Source organism: Streptomyces sp. 8N114, assembly GCF_052245835.1.
Lineage (GTDB): Bacteria > Actinomycetota > Actinomycetes > Streptomycetales > Streptomycetaceae > Streptomyces.
In genome coordinates this window covers 18,199-32,303 of sequence record NZ_JBQQBT010000001.1, presented here as the reverse complement: position 1 = coordinate 32,303, position 14,105 = coordinate 18,199, and the positions used below count along the sequence as shown (strand labels likewise).

At 69.7% G+C, this 14,105-nt stretch carries 9 protein-coding genes; 5 read left to right on the top strand and 4 right to left on the bottom strand.

The window, feature by feature from the left end; translation table 11 throughout:
• Nucleotides 1-52: 52 nt before the first annotated feature.
• Complete coding sequence (locus ACTWQF_RS00125; protein WP_443275880.1) at nt 53-997, top strand: bifunctional riboflavin kinase/FAD synthetase; 945 nt, start codon at nt 53-55, stop codon at nt 995-997.
• A gap of 197 nt (nt 998-1,194) precedes the next feature.
• On the opposite strand, the gene ACTWQF_RS00120 is transcribed toward ACTWQF_RS00125, so the two are convergent.
• From ACTWQF_RS00120 to eccE, 3 genes are all read right to left on the bottom strand, one after another.
• Complete coding sequence (locus ACTWQF_RS00120) at nt 1,195-4,830, bottom strand: SCO5717 family growth-regulating ATPase (RefSeq protein ID WP_443275879.1); 3,636 nt, start codon at nt 4,828-4,830, stop codon at nt 1,195-1,197.
• Nucleotides 4,831-4,979: 149 nt separating this feature from the next.
• Nucleotides 4,980-5,684: a hypothetical protein gene (locus ACTWQF_RS00115; protein ID WP_443275878.1), complete on the bottom strand. Its 705-nt coding sequence runs from the start codon at nt 5,682-5,684 to the stop codon at nt 4,980-4,982.
• Nucleotides 5,684-7,063: a type VII secretion protein EccE gene (gene eccE / locus ACTWQF_RS00110; RefSeq protein WP_443275876.1), complete on the bottom strand. Its 1,380-nt coding sequence runs from the start codon at nt 7,061-7,063 to the stop codon at nt 5,684-5,686. The genes ACTWQF_RS00115 and eccE overlap by 1 nt, the downstream gene beginning before the upstream one ends.
• A gap of 250 nt (nt 7,064-7,313) precedes the next feature.
• Here eccE and eccB point away from each other — a divergent pair, with 250 nt between their 5' ends.
• The 3 genes from eccB (at nt 7,314) to ACTWQF_RS00095 (ending at nt 10,934) form a co-directional block, all read left to right on the top strand.
• Nucleotides 7,314-8,831: a type VII secretion protein EccB gene (gene eccB, locus ACTWQF_RS00105; protein WP_443275874.1), complete on the top strand. Its 1,518-nt coding sequence runs from the start codon at nt 7,314-7,316 to the stop codon at nt 8,829-8,831.
• 14 nt (nt 8,832-8,845) lie between these two features.
• On the top strand, nt 8,846-10,174 hold the full coding sequence (mycP, locus tag ACTWQF_RS00100; RefSeq protein WP_443275872.1) for a type VII secretion-associated serine protease mycosin: 1,329 nt from the start codon (nt 8,846-8,848) through the stop codon (nt 10,172-10,174).
• Between the two features lie 229 nt (nt 10,175-10,403).
• Nucleotides 10,404-10,934: a hypothetical protein gene (locus tag ACTWQF_RS00095; RefSeq protein WP_443275871.1), complete on the top strand. Its 531-nt coding sequence runs from the start codon at nt 10,404-10,406 to the stop codon at nt 10,932-10,934.
• A gap of 200 nt (nt 10,935-11,134) precedes the next feature.
• Here the strand turns inward: ACTWQF_RS00095 and ACTWQF_RS00090 are convergent, their stop codons facing one another.
• Nucleotides 11,135-11,629 carry a hypothetical protein gene (locus ACTWQF_RS00090; protein WP_443275869.1) on the bottom strand — a complete coding sequence of 165 codons (495 nt, stop codon included), beginning with the start codon at nt 11,627-11,629 and terminating at the stop codon, nt 11,135-11,137.
• Nucleotides 11,630-12,929: 1,300 nt separating this feature from the next.
• Here ACTWQF_RS00090 and ACTWQF_RS00085 point away from each other — a divergent pair.
• Nucleotides 12,930-14,075: a S8 family serine peptidase gene (locus tag ACTWQF_RS00085; RefSeq protein WP_443275867.1), complete on the top strand. Its 1,146-nt coding sequence runs from the start codon at nt 12,930-12,932 to the stop codon at nt 14,073-14,075.
• Nucleotides 14,076-14,105: the final 30 nt, after the last annotated feature.

The window sequence follows — 14,105 nt, the reverse complement described above, 5'->3', positions numbered from 1 at the left end:
TCATCACCATCGGCACAGGCACTGGCGAACCAGGTAGCGACGAGGAGCAGACGTGCAGCGCTGGCGTGGCTTGGAGGACATCCCCGAGGGCTGGGGGCGCAGCGTCGTCACCATCGGCTCGTACGACGGGGTGCACCGGGGGCACCAGCTCATCATCGGCAGGACGGTGGAGCGTGCCAGGGAGCTGGGCGTCCCCGCTGTCGTCGTCACATTCGACCCGCACCCCAGCGAGGTCGTGCGGCCGGGCAGTCACCCCCCGCTGCTCGCACCGCACCACCGGCGTGCCGAACTCATGGGCGAGCTGGGCGTGGACGCCGTCCTCGTGCTGCCCTTCACCGCAGAGTTCTCCAAGCTGTCGCCCGCCGACTTCGTGGTGAAGGTCCTCGTGGACAAACTGCATGCGCGCAGCGTCGTGGAAGGCCCCAACTTCCGCTTCGGACACAAGGCGGCCGGCACCGTCGAGTCCCTGGCCGAGCTGGGGGAGACGTACGACTACGACGTGATCGTCGTCGACCTCTTCGAGCGCATGGAGAGCGGCGACGCGTTCTCCTCCACGATGGCGCGGCGGCTGGTTGCCGAGGGCGACGTGCGCGGCGCGAGCGAGGTGCTGGGCCGTCCGCACCGTGTCGAGGGCATCGTGGTGCGCGGAGCGCAGCGCGGCCGCGACCTCGGCTTCCCCACGGCGAACGTCGACACGCTGCCGCACACCGCCGTCCCGGCCGACGGCGTGTACGCGGGCCTGCTGACGGTGGCGGGCGAGGCGATGCCCGCCGCGCTCTCCGTCGGCACGAACCCCCAGTTCGACGGCACCGAGCGCACCGTCGAGGCGCACGTCATCGACCGCGTCGACCTGGATCTGTACGGGCTGCACGTGGCCGTGGACTTCGTGGAGTACATCCGCGGCCAGGAGAAGTTCGCCACCCTTGACGCGCTGAAGGACCGGATGGCGCAGGACGTCGAGGAAACCCGGCGACTGGTGCCGCCGACGCAGGACTGACTCTGGTCGGCCCGCCGGGTCCGGCCGAGCGTCGGCCGCGCCGAGCGGGTACAGCACGGCGGAGGGGCGGCGGACACTGTCCGCCGCCCTCCGGCTGTGACCGGCCGTATGCGCCCGGCTTGCAGGCTTGTACAGCCGGGCCGGCCCGGCTACAAGCCTTCACGGCTCCCCCGGCTACCGGCTGTCTGCGGCCACCGCTACTGCTGCCAGCCGCTGCCGGGCTGGGGCTGCCCCGGGTGTCCGGGCTGCCCTGGGTGCTGCTGGCCGGGCTGCGCAGGACCCGGGTACCCGTAACCCCCGCCCGCCCCGTACGGCGGCTGCTGCTGCGCGGGTGGCGGACTGGCGGCGGCACCGGGGTGCCCGGGCTGAGCGGGCTGTGCCGGTATGCCGCCCTGGCCGGGCATCGGCGGAGCGAGCTGCGGTGGCGGACTGTTGCCGTCGGCCGTCCACAGGCCCTGCTCCTGCTGGGCCCGTGCGAAGTCCTCGGCGACCATCGCGGACAGGTTGAAGTACGCCTCCCGCGTCCTCGGGCGCATCATGTTCAGGTCCAGCTCGGCGCCCGCCGACAGGTGCTCGTCGAACGGCACGGTGATCACGCCGCGGCACCGGGTCTCGAAGTGCGCCACGATGTCCTCGACCCGGATCATCTTTCCGACCTCGCGCACCCCGGAGATCACCGTGATGCTCCGCTGCACCAGCTCCGAGTAGCCGTGCGCGGCGAGCCAGTCGAGCGTCGTACTGGCACTGCTCGCACCGTCGACGGACGGCGTGGAGATGATGATGAGCTGGTCGGCGAGGTCCAGCACGCCGCGCATCGCGGAGTAGAGCAGGCCCGTTCCCGAGTCCGTCAGGATGATCGGATACTGCCTGCCCAGCACGTCGATGACGCGGCGGTAGTCGTCGTCGTTGAACGTCGTCGAGATCGCCGGGTCGACGTCGTTGGCCAGGATCTCCAGCCCGGACGCCGCCTGGGAGGTGAACCGGCGGATGTCCATGTAGCTGTTGAGGTACGGGATCGCCGTGACCAGGTCCCGGATGGTGGCGCCGGTCTCGCGCCGCACCCGGCGGCCGAGCGTGCCCGCGTCCGGGTTGGCGTCGATGGCGATCACCTTGTCCTGGCGCTCGCTGGCGAGCGTGGAGCCCAGAGCCGTGGTGGTCGTCGTCTTTCCGACCCCGCCCTTGAGGCTGATGACGGCGATCCGGTAGCAGGACAGCACCGGCGTACGGATCACTTCCAGCTTGCGCTGCCGCTCGGCCTCCTCCTTCTTGGCGCCGAACTTGAAACGCGAGGGCTTGTTGCCCGACTGCGGACGCGGCTTCTTCTTGTTGTTGATCAGCCGGTCCGAGGACAGCTCAACTGCCGCCGTGTAGCCCAGCGGTGAGCCGGACTGGTCCACCCGACGCGGGTCCACAGCGCCCGGATTCGGCTGCAGCGGCGACTGCGTTTGCGCGGGCGGCTGTGCATGGGCGGGCTGCTGTGCTTGCGCGGGCTGCTGTGCTTGCGCGGGCTGCTGTGCTTGCGCGGGCGGCTGGTTCTGGGCCGGCGGCTGGTTCTGGGCGGGCTGCTGTGCGTGGGCCGGTGGCTGCTGCGCTTGTGCCGGGGGCTGTGCCTGTACCGGTGGCTGGGCTTGTGCCTGTGCGGGTGGCTGGCCCTGCGCCGGTGTCGGTGCCTGGGGCTGCGCCTGCGCCTGGGGGAGCTGAGCCTGCGGGCGCTGGGCTTGGGCCGGACGTGGGGCGGGCAGCTGGCCCTGCGGCTGTCCCTGCCCTGGCCCTTGTCCCTGCCCCTGCGGCTGTCCCTGCCCCTGCCCCTGCTGGGGCGTACCGGGCTGAGGCCGGCCAGCGTGCGGCTGCGGTGCCGGGGCCTGAGGGGCGGGCAGCCCGTCCGGTGCGGCCTGCTGTCGGCCGTGCGGCGGCACGGGCTGGTTCGGCCCGGGCTGGTACTGCTGCCCGGGCTGGGCCTGGCCGGGCACTGGATGGACGGGCTGCTGCTGTGCGGGTGTCATCCCGGGGCCGCCCTGCGGCTGCTGCTGTCCCGCCTGCGGGTAGCCGTAGCGGCTTTCCGGGGCCTGCTGGACGGGCTGCTGTCCTTGCACCTGCTGCGAGGGCTGCGGCTGCTGGGGGCTCTGGGGAGCCTGCGGGGTTTGGGGAGCCTGCGGGCTCTGGTTCTGACTCTGCGAAGTGTGGGACTGCTGCGGTGCCGCGCCCGGCCACGCGCCGCCCTGCGGTGGTGCGGAGGCAGCGGGCTGGAAGTCCGGCGGCAGCGGGGGCAGCTCCTGCGCGCCCCCCGCAGTGCTGCCACTGCCCTCGCCGGGCGAGCCCGACCAGGGGCCCGCCTCCTGCGGCGGAGCGGGGGAGAGGGGGTGGGGCGGCACGGCATCCCGCGGCTCCGCGTCCTGCGGCTCCGCAGGAGCCTGCGCGGACGGCGCTTCGGCATACCGGCGTTCGCGAGAGGGGGCTTCCAGGCCGAAGTCGTACGCGGCGGGAATCGCATCCCGCGGCTCCGCCGGTTCCGCATCGCTGTCCGCGCGGTCGCTTCCCCCGGCGTCCGGCGCGGTCGAGGCGCTCTCAACCCGACCGGCTGGCACCTCACTTGCCGGGCTGTTCATCGGCTCCGCCGACGCGCGGTCGGTGTCCCGCTGGGGATCGGCCTCCGGCTGCGCGGTCGCGGCGGCCTCGTCGCTCTTGCGCTCCTCCTGAGCGGCGTACGCGGCGATCTCGCGGCGCAGCGCGGCGGCGGAGAACTTCATGGTGGCGCCGTCTTCGGCGTCACCCGGAGCTCGCGGCCCCTCCGCGACCTCCGGGACCTCCGGTGCTTCCGACGCCTCCGGCTCCCGTACCAGCTTCGCGGACTCCGGCTCCGGCTCCGGCCCGGGCTGAGGCTCGGAACCGGATGCGGGCTCGGTCACGGACGGCGCTCGCCAGCTCGGCGAGGCGGTGCTCCGCGGCGCTTCATCGTCTTCGCGTCGGCCGACTTCGCGTTCGTACTGGTCGTCTTCGTCGTACTGGTCGTCTTCGCGCCGGCCGTCCGAACGTGCCGCGTCCGGACCGAAGGAGTCAGGTCCGAGGTCGTCAGCCGCGCTGACCACCGGCTCGCTTTCGGGCTCCCTGCGCAGTTCCTCGTCCCGCGCGACCGAAGTGTCCACGTGCGCCGAAGCGTCCACGTGCGCCGAAGCGTCCACGTGCGCTGAAGTGCCCGCCTCAGCCGAAGTGTCCACGTCCGCCAAAGCATCCACAGGGGACGAAGTGCTGCCGAACGGCTGCTCCCGTTCGTCTCCGTAGCCCCCGGCTTCCGCCGTTTCTCCGGCTTCCGCCGTTCCTCCGGCCTCCGCCGCTCCCGCTGCGTCCTCCGTCTCCTCTCCCCGCTGCTCGCTGAACGGCTTCAGCGAGGGGAAGGCGGGCAGATCGGCAGACGGCGCTTCGCTTTCGGGGGAGCTGGAAATGCCGGAAGACCCCGCCGCTTCAGGGGACTCGTAGCCGGACCGGGGCGGAACGTCCGCCGCTGACGGGACCGACGGAGCAGACGGGGCCGGTGAACTCGCCCACCAGTCACCGTCGTTGAATCGTGAACCACTGAAGTCTGATCCGACTCCCGAGTGTTCTTCCTGCCCCTGCCCCGGCCCTGGTCCGTACGTCGGCGTGGGCGCGCTCGGGGGCGGCGCTTCCTGGGCCTCTGGCCTGCTGGCCGCGTCCTGCGTATACCAGGCAGGCGGCGTGTAGTCGATGGTGAACTGGCCCGTCGACTCCGTCTCGCTCTCGGCATCCGCCTCCGCGTCGAGCTGGTCGGAGCCGGGCATGGTCCCGCGGACGCGGATCTCGTCCCGGTCGCTGCTCACAATGCCTCCTGCTGTGGTCATTCACCCCGGTTTGCCGCGCGCCCGCCTACGCGCGTCAGTCCAGCCTAATCATCGCAACTGTCACGCGGGCAGTGCGGTCCTGCGACCGGCGTCGGTCCAGATCGTGTGTGACTCGTGCGAGACCCGTGTCAGTCCAGCCGTCGCGGCGTCCCCAACAGCCCCGTCTCGGCGTCGGTCGGCTGCGTGAGCGCGTACTGCCGTTCGCGCCGAGTGCACCACAGCGTGACACCGTCGCCCAGGGTGGAGAGCGCCTCCACCTCCTGGCGCGGCAGTTGCATGATGCGCCCGATCTGCTGTGCCTCGTCCGGCGAGACCCGTTGGATGCCGGACAGCGCCGCGCCGCGCAGCAACCGCGGAGCGACCGGGCTCAGATACGGCAGCAGCGTCAGTACCGACTGCCACGGCATGGCGGCGACCCGGCCACGCGGAGGCCGCATTCCGCAGTCCCGGATGACCAGCACCGGACTGCTCACGGTGGGGCCCATGGGCGGCACACGTCCCACGTCGTAGAGCGTGATGCATTCCTGTCCGGCGCCCGCCGCCTGCACCAGATTCGTCCACACCTGGGCCCGGCCCGTCTCCACCGCGACCCGCGCGCCCGTCCCGGCCAGCCGCAGCGCCAGCACCTGTGCCGTCCACAGGCCGCCGATGAGCACCACGTCGTACGGGGTCGGGTGGTGGAAGCCGACCACCTGGGGGCGTCCCTCCGAGTCGTTCCCGACCACCACGCCGTCGTCACCGATGGGCAGCGACAGTGCGCCCAAATGGTCGGCGGGCACGGCATGTTCCGTACGGCGCGGACCCAGCAGTCCTTGCGTGTAGCGGCTCGCCATCAGCGCACACCCCCCAGCGGCAGCGTTGCGAGAGCGCCCGGCAGCTGCTCCCGGTCCAGCCGCACCAGCCCGACCCGCGCCGAGCGTGCGGCCCGCTCCAGCTGCCGCCGGGCCGCCGCCAACTCGTTGTCCGAGCGGCCCGTGAGGCGGACATGGCCGCTGACCGTGACCGCGCTGCGCCGCGCGGAGCGGCCCAGCGTCAGGCTGAACGTCGTCGTGAGCGTCGGTGCGGAGGTCAGCAGCGCCACCAGGCGCGGCAGCGGCGTGGCAGCGCGTCCCAACTCGGGCCAGCGGCCGACGCCGTACGTGGTGTGCCACCGGTCGTCGCACCGCCAGGCGCGCGAGGACTCGGCGGTACGCCGTGCGGGAGCCGCGTCCGGCCGGCTGGCCCTGGCCGTGGCCACCGGGCTCACACAGGCCGAGGTTGCCACCGCGGCTATCAGCTCCTGCTCGTTGAGCACGGTCGCCACGAAACCGGCCCCGGTCACCCGGCTGGCCAGGTGGTCCGCGGCGCGCACCAGACAGCGCTGGGCGCCCTCCAGACCGCCTCCCCGGGCCTCGACCGCCTCCGGGCACAGCTCCGGGTCGAACTTCAGCGCCACCCACGTCAGCCGCAGCGCGGGCGATCCCGTCTGCTCCTGCAACGGCCCGTAACTGCGCCGCGCCACCGACTGCTCCGGAAGATGGGGCGCGGGTGCCGGCTGCACGTGCTGCACCACCTGGACGGACTCCAGCGTGATGCCGTCCACGTCCAGCGCGTCGTGCATCAGCTCCAGCGGCAGGGCGCGCGCCCCGAAAGCCGGGCGCAGCGCGCTGGGTGCAGCCTCTATCCGCACCAGGGCCGTCAGGAAAGTGCCGTCGCCCAGCATCCCTATGGTGCGCCGCTTCTTGTCGATGTAGGCGTACGTACGCAGCGCAGGAGCGCACTCCACCAGGGGGAGGAAGCCGGCGTCGACCCGCTCGCCCTCCTCGTCCAGCACCATGGCGGGCGTCAGCGGCTGGGCCGCGGCTCGTCTGCGGGCACGCAGGGCCAGCAGTGTGCTGAACCAGTCGTGGACCGAGCGCTGGTGCCTGCGCATCACCGCCAGCGCCACCAGCGCGGCAGCGACCACAACGGCGGGCACCAGCAGCAGCCGGTCGATGGCAGCGGCGACCAACAGCACCGCGGCGGCCAGCTCCAGCAGCACCAGCTGTTGCAGCTGGAGCGGTCCCAGACGGCTGGTGCGCGATGTGGTGCGCAGCGTCGTCGAGGCAGGGACCCGGGGCCTGGGCTGGGGTGACCGGGCTGCGGACGCGGCAGCTCCCGGGCGCCGGGGCGCACCCGGCCCAGAGCGCCTCGCGGTGCCGGCCGCACCCCGCGCCCGCGTCGCAGATCCCATCCGAGAAGGCCCCCTCATGTCCGAATTAACCCCACTCGTCGGGGGCGTTGGGCGTGCGATCACGATACCGGAGCGGCACAAGGCAATGCCCAACCGGCATAGTAGGGGCCCGGTCCGACAATCGGCAGCGCTCGCGGGCGTCGCGCGGACCGGTGAGCGGTACCGTTCCGGACCGGCCGGGGCCGTCAGGGCCCGTCAGGGCCGGACGGTGCGGGGGACAGCAGGGACTCAAGGGGAGCGTCTTTCACTCATGGCATCACGGCGCGACGAGCTCAATGCCTATACCTTCGCGAAGAAGCGGTTGGTGGCGGCGTTTCTCCAGCCGTCACCGACAGGCACCGAGGAGGGTGCCCCCCGCCCGCTGCGCGGCATCCTGCCCGGCATCGTCGTCGGCGTGCTGATCCTCGCGGGATTCGGTGCCTGGGGCATGTTCAAACCGAAGGCCCCCGAAGGCTGGGACACACCGGCGGAGAAGGTCATCATCGGCTCCGAGTCCACCACCCGCTACGTGGTGCTGAAGACCGACGGGAAGGCACAGCTCCACCCGGTGCTCAACCTCGCCTCCGCCAAGCTGCTCCTCGACCCGGGCAAGGGCGAGGTCGTCAAGGTCGACGAGAAGGTCCTCGACAAGGGCGAAATACCGCATGGCGCAACCCTCGGCATCCCCTACGCGCCCGACCGGCTCCCCGAGGGCAAGGAGGCGGGTGAGAAGAAACGCTGGGCTGTCTGCGAACGGCCCAGCCAGGGCGACCGCGCCGTCCAGAAGGCGGCCTTCGTACTGGCCGACCGCGACCAGGACAAGCTCGAGGGCGAGAACCGGCTGCGCGGCGGCGAGCTCGCCTTCGTCCAGGGCCCCGACGACCGGCTGTACGTCGTCGACAAGTCCGGCCGCAAGTACCGCATCGCGCAGGACAAGACACTGCTGACCATCCTGGTGGGCAACCGCAAGCCCCAGCGCGCCTCCCGGGAGTGGCTGGCCACGCTGCACACCGGCCAGCACATTTCCTTCCCGCAGGTGCCCGGCCGGATCGGCGCGGACGCCGGAATCTCCGGCCTCGACCCGAACACCAACCGGGTGGGCACCGTGATCCAGTCGGCGTCCGGTAACCACATGCAGCACTACGTCGTCCTGTCCGGCAAGGTCTTGCGGATCACCGACTTCATGGCGCAGCTCCTGCTCTCCTCCAAGCAGCTGCTGCAGCTGAACCAGAATGGTGAGGCCATCAAGGTCAACGCCAGCGCCTTCACCTCGTCCGGCACGTTCGGCGACTCCCTGAAGTGGCCCCGGGAGAAGAGCTACGCCGTCAACTCCGCCGGCCCCGGCACGGGCAGCCGCAACGTCGCCTGCAACGTACTGCGCAAGGTCAACGGCAAGAGCGGCGCCACCACGCTCAGCACCTGGGTGGGCAAAGAGTTCCCGGAGCAGCTCCCCGCAGGCACCTCCAGCGCCTACGTCACCCCCGGAACCGGCCAGCTCTTCCGCCAGTTCAAGGGCCGCAGCCCCCGCGACGGCGGCATCTTCCTGGTGACCGACACCGGGCTGCGCTACGCGATGCAGAACAACACCGACAGCGAACAGGGCGACTCGGGCATCGGCAAGGACCGTAAGAAGTCCAAGCAGGAGCAGCAGCCCGAGGGCCAGAACGCGCAGCGCAGGCTCGGGTACGAGGGCGTCAAGCCCGCGCCCGTCCCCGCCGAGTGGGCCGCTTTCCTGCCCACCGGGCCGCGACTGTCCACCGGTGACGCACTCCAGCCGCAGGGCTCCTGAGGGTGGTGACGACGATGCACAGCACGATGCCCAGCAGCGGTAAGAAAACGCCCAGCCGCGCGACGCGGCACGGCACCACCGGACTGCGGCGGGCGCGCCGCCTGGCAGCGATGGCCGCAGCAACGGCCGTCACCGCCTCTACCCTGACGGTCACCGTCGCCCCGCCCGCCGCCGCAGACGCCAGTACCCAGTGCAGCTTCCCCGCCAAGCCGTACGACGGTCGCCCGTGGTCGCTCCAACGGGTCCTCCTCAACGAGCTGTGGAAGGACACCAATCAAGGCGCGGGCGTCCGGGTCGCCGTGATCGATACCGGCGTCGACATCGTGAACAAGCAGCTCAAGGACGCCGTCGACGCCAAGGCGGGCAAGAACCTGCTCCCCAAGAAGCCGAAGAAGGACGAGACCGGCCAGGCCACCCCCCGCGGCAAGGCCAACGGCACCACGGACGAGGTCGGTCACGGCACCAAGGTCGCGGGCATCATCGCGGCACGCCCGGCCGACAACACCGGTTTTGTGGGGCTCGCCCCCAAGGCGACGATCATTCCGATCAAGCAGAACGACGCCAACGGCAGCGGCACGGCCGCCACCCTCGCCGACTCGATCGACTACGCGGTGAAGGCCGACGCCGACATCATCAACATCTCCCAGGACACCGCCGAGGCCCTGCGGGCGGACTCCTCGCTGGAACTCGCCGTACAGCGTGCCGTCCAGGCGAACGTCGTCGTCGTCGCTTCCGCGGGCAACGACGGACTGGGCGGCAAGGACAAGAAGACCTACCCCGCCTCCTATCCCGGCGTCCTCGCGGTCGCCTCCTCCGACCGCAACAACGAGCGCGCCCCCTTCTCCCAGGCGGGTGACTTCGTTGACGTGGCAGCCCCGGGCGTCGACATGGTCTCCACCGTCCCCAAGGGCGGCCACTGCGTCGACAACGGCACCAGCTTCTCCGCCCCGTATGTGGCGGGCGTGGCGGCCCTCCTCCGCGCGAAGCACAACAAGGGCCCCGACAAGTGGTCCCAGCAGAACATCGTCGCCCAGATCGAGCAGACCGCGGAGCGCTCGATCCCCGGCCGCGACCGCCTCGTCGGCTGGGGCGTCATCGACCCGGTGGCCGCCCTGACCGAGGACGACAAGCGCATTGACCGCCCCGTGGCCCAAGAAGGCGTCGAAACGGCCAAAAAACCGACACCGGCCAAGCTTCAGCTGGGAGAAACCGAGCAAGAACGGAACGAGAGGCTCGGAACCTACGTCCTTGTAGGAGGCGGCACCCTCGTAGCGGTCGTAGCAGGCACCTCGCTCATCTACCGCGACCGGCGCCGCCGCAAGCACCCGGCGCCCAGTCGCTGACCGCCGGCCAGCTGGTCTCCGTCGGCCCGTCGATGTCGGTGGCCACTGGTAGAAAAGGGGTATGTGCAGCAGGAGTGTCACACGTTACGGTCCTGCTACGAGCAACTGTCAGCAGCTCATTTGCAGTTGGGACGAGCCGCATCCAGCTACTACAGTGACCTGAGCGCCTGTTCGACGGACCACGAAGACCGCCGAGCAAGCGGCGAAACGGGGCAGAAGGGGGGAGCCCATGGGGCAGTTGGGGCCGGACGGCAAGGAGACGCCGCCGCCAGTCGTGTCGTCGGAGAAGAAACTGCCGAACTCGAAGTCGGACCTCAAGCGACGCGCGGAAGCGCTCAAGAAGCTGAAGAAGCGCATCGACGGCGTCATCACAGACCTGGACACCTCGCCTGCCGCGAAACACAAGATTTCGTGCAGACGCGTCAGCCGGCAGTCACTCGGTGGTCAGAACATCCCCTTCACCGAAGCGGACGACCTCTTCACCAAGTACAGCGAGGTGCACGAGACCCTCGCTCTTCTCTCCGAGACACTGCGGCTTCAGATCGACGCGATGAGCATCGCGGTCAAGCACGCCGACGGACGCCTGGACGAGGTGGACGAGGCTGAGAAGCAGCGGTTTTGGCAGATCCAGGCCCGAACGGAAGCCTTGACTGAAAAGGTCAAGAATGTTGGCAAGGGTGGGCACGAGAAGCATGACAAGCGCGGGGATGTGCCTGCAAAGGAAGCGCCCAACGGTGGCAACAGCGACGTGAGTTACTAGTCGGCCACATCAGCCCGGAACCAGGAGGACCCATGGGTGGCAAGGGCGACAAGAACGAATCGGTTGATTCGGACTCCGGGAGGGGATTCTCGGCTGATGAGATGCCGAAGGACGCCCTCATCCCGATGGAGTACAACCCTCTCTTCCAGCCGGATCAGAACCCCCTGCTTCCCTACACCGCCGGCGCTCCTCTGCTGCTTTCACGGAATGCCGCACCGGGCTCGGCGACCGATTTCGAAAAGTACCGCCTCAACCAGTTGAAGGACCTCGTCGACGCCGGCGTTCCCCAAGACCTGGAGGACGTCGGAGAAGCCCTCTGGGACGCTGCCCGCGCCATCAAGGATGCCGAGAGGGAACTGAAGACCTACTTCGAAGAGACCGATCCCGACTGGGAGGGTGAAACGAAGAAGGCGGCGTTCGACACCTGGGCCAATGATCTTCGGAAGAACACCATCAAGCTCAGTGAGTACGCGGGCATGGTCGGTTCGCATCTCAAGGGGGCCGGCATCGGCCTGGCCATGGTCCAGAACTCGATGCCCGAGCGGGACAAGGACGAAGATGGTGACTCGTCGAAGAAGGGTGACGACTCCGACTCCAAGGGCAGCGACAAACCCCCGAAGGAAGATCCCAAACACAAAGAGGCCGTCCGCCAGGCGGAAAAGCTGAGCTCCTACTATCGGGTGGCTCTCCAGCACATACAGACGGCGGAGAAGGACAAGCCGGTCTTCGAGGGGCCGCCGCCGCCTCCCGGTTGGAAGCCTCCTCGCTCCTCTGTCGGCGGCGACCCGGCAGGCGGCCAAGAGACGGCGGCAGCGGCCCCGTATGCCGCTGGCAGCCCTGGCCGGGGTGCTTCTGATCAGGCGGGTCCGGCCTATGTGCCTGGCAGCGACGGGGCGATCAGCAGGGCTGACCCCGTCGCGCCTCATCTTCCCGAGGATCCCGTCCGCCCGGGTACGGCTGTTGCCACGAATATTGACAGCGCTCCGCCTACTCCCGTCGTACAGCCGATGGACCGTGGCCCCTCGCCGCAGGTACCTCCGGTGACCGGTCCGCCCGGTCCGCCGCCCGGCGGCCCACCCCCTGGTCCCGGCCCCTTTGTTCCAACGGGAGGGCCGCCGCCCGGTCGAATTGGTCCCGGCAGCGCCCCACCACCACGGCCCGTCGGACCTCCGGCCACGGCTCGTACCGGCCCACCGCGCCCGTTTGTCCCGCCGCCTCCCGCCCCGAACACGGGACGCACCGCGCAAACGGGCCCGAACGGTCCTGTCGGGCGCCCGGGTCCGATGAGGCCGGGACCTGTCGGCCCAGTCATGCCAGGACCGACAGGTCAGCAAGTCGGCAACAACGGACCTCGAGGACTCGGCCGCCCAGGGATGATGGGTGTTCCTCCGGCCGCGATGGGGCCGAACGCCGGGGGACGTGGAACGACTTCCGGTTCCTCTCGGGCCGGCCAACGCGGCGGAATCGTGGGCGGCACCCCCAGCCGGCCTGGATCCGGCTCGAACGCGTCGAGTTCCCAGGTGCCGCGGGGGATGGTCATCGACGGACAGGGTTCGACGGTGCCTCGGCGCCCCACGGGCATGGTCCCGCCCGTCAGCGGTGGGGGTGCAGAAGGAGCGGCCAGCCAGAGCGGCGGACAGCGCGCGGCAAGCGGGAGGGCTGCAACCAACCGGGATGGCGTTGTCGGGGAGCCTCGCAACGGCGATTCGCACCAAGAGGGAGACTCGCGCGGATTCTTTCCCGGTGGTACGGGCCTGGTCGTTGGCGGTCAGCCCCCGTCGCCGCGGAACAAGCCGCAGGATCAGCGGCGCGAGAGGCCGCGACCGGACTATCTGTCAGAAGAGGAGCGGAACAGGTCGACCGGGCGGCGTGGCAGCGTGCCGCCAGTGATCGAGTAATCCAGTGAGAGCGACCATGGCAGCAACATCTCGGAAACAGCGAACAAAGCATCGCCTCCTCACTGGACTTGCGGCAGTCGGAGCCTGGACGGTCTGCATGGTCGGGCTGGCTCCGACTGCCACCGCGGAGGATGCTCAGTCTCAGCAGTGGTACCTGAAGGCGATGCAAGCCGAGAAAATGTGGAAGGTCAGCACTGGCGAGGGAATCAAAGTAGCTGTCGTCGACTCCGGCGTTGACTCGTCCACTCAGTCGCTCCAAGGCCAGGTGCTTCCAGGGAAGGACTTCTCCGGTGCTCCCGGTGACGAAACGCGAGATGACCTCGGCCATGGGACGACAGTGGCCGAACTCATCGCGGGTTCTGGGAAGGGCGGCACGCTGAAGGGACTCGCACCGGGCGCGAAGATTATTCCTGTCCGGACGAATCTGGATCAGATGAAGAACGCCGACCAAACGAAGGACCACGTTGGGGAGGCCATCAGGGCAGCTGCCGACAGCGATGCTCAGATCATCAACATGTCTTTCGCTGGCGTTCCTGATCCGGCCATGAAAAAGGCGATTTCCTACGCGGTGAAGAAGGGGAAACTCCTCCTGGCAGGCACGGGAAATGACGCCCAGAAGGGGAACAACATCAACTTTCCCGCCGGCTACTGGGATGTAGTGGCTGTTGGAGCCACCGACAAGTCCGGTAAGATCGCCGACTTCTCCTCCCGTCGACAGACGATTGTCGCTGGGCCGGGAGTGGACATTCCGGGATGGTGTGACGGCAAGAAGCAGAGGTACTGTTCCCAGCAGGGAACCAGCATGGCCACCGCAATCGCCTCCGCCTCCGCCGCTCTGATCTGGTCCAAGCACCCGGACTGGACGGCGAATCAGGTGAGCCGCGTCCTGATCAAGACGGCCGGCCTCAAGGATCCGGACAAGGGCCCCGGCAAGGGGGTGGGGTTCGGTGCCGTCCGTCCTCGCATCAACCTCCTCGAGAACAAGGGCGATCCCGGCGATCCGGACATCAGCCCGCTCACCGGTGCGCGGACCCTGCACACCAAGTCGAAGTCGTCGAGTTCGCACGCCAAGGACGCAGGCAAAGACTCGAACAAAGAGGCTGCCCCCGGTCAGGCAAAGGTGGCAGACTCGAAGTCCAAGGAGAAGGACGGTGGTTGGCTCCTGCCCGCCCTCGGCATCGCGGCAGGAGTCGTCGTCCTCGCGGGGTGCGGCTTCGCTGCCGTACGTCTGAGGCGGAACTAGCGCGGTAGCGGGGCGCGTCGTACACAGAGC

Bases quoted from the DNA above. Each gene is read 5' to 3' on its own strand.
- ACTWQF_RS00115 (WP_443275878.1), bottom strand. From the start codon at position 5,684: ATGGCGAGCCGCTACACGCAAGGACTGCTGGGTCCGCGCCGTACGGAA.
- eccE (WP_443275876.1), bottom strand. From the start codon at position 7,063: ATGGGATCTGCGACGCGGGCGCGGGGTGCGGCCGGCACCGCGAGGCGC.
- eccB (WP_443275874.1), top strand. From the start codon at position 7,314: ATGGCATCACGGCGCGACGAGCTCAATGCCTATACCTTCGCGAAGAAG.
- mycP (WP_443275872.1), top strand. From the start codon at position 8,846: ATGCACAGCACGATGCCCAGCAGCGGTAAGAAAACGCCCAGCCGCGCG.
- ACTWQF_RS00095 (WP_443275871.1), top strand. From the start codon at position 10,404: ATGGGGCAGTTGGGGCCGGACGGCAAGGAGACGCCGCCGCCAGTCGTG.
- ACTWQF_RS00085 (WP_443275867.1), top strand. From the start codon at position 12,930: ATGGTCGGGCTGGCTCCGACTGCCACCGCGGAGGATGCTCAGTCTCAG.